Below are 1,777 nucleotides of genomic sequence, written 5' to 3' on the forward strand. Positions count from 1 at the left end.
GCATTTATGCTGAATGGAAGTGTGCATGAGCCGTATACGAGGTCCGTATGTACGGTTCTGTGAGAGGGATGAGGCGGCAACGCCTCACCCTACTCGATGCGTTTATCCCCCCCCCCCCCCACAAACTCCCAAACCCTGACCGCGCCAACATTTTAGACGCCTTTGCCTAAACACACTGCCCAGCATCTGATAACCTAGCCCGCAAAAATCGCCCTGTAAGGCCTTTTGGACGCCGCTAACCAAAGGGCGGTAGCGTGGGGGCTGCTGAGCCTATCATCTCGTTCCCACGCTCCTGCGTGGTAACGCATTGTGGGTTAGGTGGTACTGTTTCGGGATAATGTGAACGCGTGAGCCGGGATAGGCGGCATGCACACTTTCTCGGAAAAGAGACAGGCCCTAAAGGCTCAAAATGTTATTCACAACAGTGGGTTAGATAAGAAAAGCCGCGTATAACGATTTTGGTAAATCGCGCATGTGCATTAATACAATGTTAGCACTACACGTACATCCGCACCTTGAATGGAGTTAAAATTGGGATTTAGAGATATAAGTCATAAGAATAAAAATCTTACGATTCATAAAGCAGTTTCAGAGCCTCACTTCAATGAAAAAACGGTTCTTGTTACAAGTACATGGGATTACGTTGATCTTTGGCTTAAGCGTGCCGGAAAGCACGATGCGAGATTTTTCTGGAATCAAGCTCATAGTTTCTATGATGCTACACAGCTACTTCCTAAAACGTCAGCGCCGCTTACTGCGTATTATTGCTTTCTAAATGCAACCAAAGCCCTTCTTTTGACTAAGGGCTTGCAGTTCAGCGATCAACATGGGGTTTCAGGGTTTACGATTGGTGGTCAAACGTCCCTGAGTAATGAAAAAGTGAAATTCAAGGCAGGAGGTATCCTGCCAGCGCTTTGCAATCATTTAGGTGAGCCCGCAAATGGCGAAATTTATACATTAAAAGACCTTTTGTATAACTTGCCAAATATACATAGAGCATTTGATTTAACTTATAGTGCTGATACCGAATTATTTATTCCTATCTCAAACCCTAAAATTGTAAGATCGCAAACAACGCATGAATCTTGGTTTTGCGCCGAGCTAACTGATAAGTTTGCCAACCAACACTCGATTAATAAGTTACCAAATGGATTTGAGCGAGAAGGTAGTATTAGTGATAAATGGATTATCAGGGCTAGCAACCGCTTTGATTGGCGTCCTCAACAAAGGCCGGCAAGCTTACAGCGATATAAAAATTATCATAAGGGGTTGAGAAAGCATCTCTACTATATCAATGGTGCTTCTAGATTATGGTATATAAAGCGTGGGGGGAATACTCCTGGTATTGTTCCTCGGAGTTCAATGACTATTACGTTTGCTGCCATGCACAAGCTATCAGAAATGTCTCGATATACTCCAGACAAGCTTTCCAAGCATTTCGATTGTCAACATAACTGGCTCCTATCTGAATTTGTCAGTTCGGCAACAGCACAATTCATTGATGAGATATCATCGGAGCTAACCGGGCACGAATTTATGCTTCCGGGAAGAAATTAAAGTGCTAACAAAGCCATGCAATCTGACTCCGCAAACCGCCACTTTTTGTGCAAAAGCGCACAAAAACCGCCGGCTCGCTACGCAGTTGATGGCGGCGTTAAGTTTATGGAGGAACTGTGGACATATACCCAATTAACTTGAAGATGCATGATTGAACATCTGAAAGTTATCGTTAATACGAGACGTCAAAGACCCTGCGATCTCAGGAAGAGTCACAGTA

1 protein-coding gene is annotated in these 1,777 nt (G+C 44.3%); it reads left to right on the plus strand.

All coding sequences use genetic code 11. The features are described from left to right. The first annotated feature begins 519 nt into the window (after positions 1-519). Entirely contained in the window at positions 520-1,557 is a 1,038-nt protein-coding gene (locus BZJ21_RS15245; RefSeq protein WP_077670251.1) for a YaaC family protein, read from the plus strand. Positions 1,558-1,777: the final 220 nt, after the last annotated feature.

The organism is Salinivibrio costicola subsp. alcaliphilus, from assembly GCF_001996185.1.
Lineage (GTDB): Bacteria > Pseudomonadota > Gammaproteobacteria > Enterobacterales > Vibrionaceae > Salinivibrio > Salinivibrio costicola.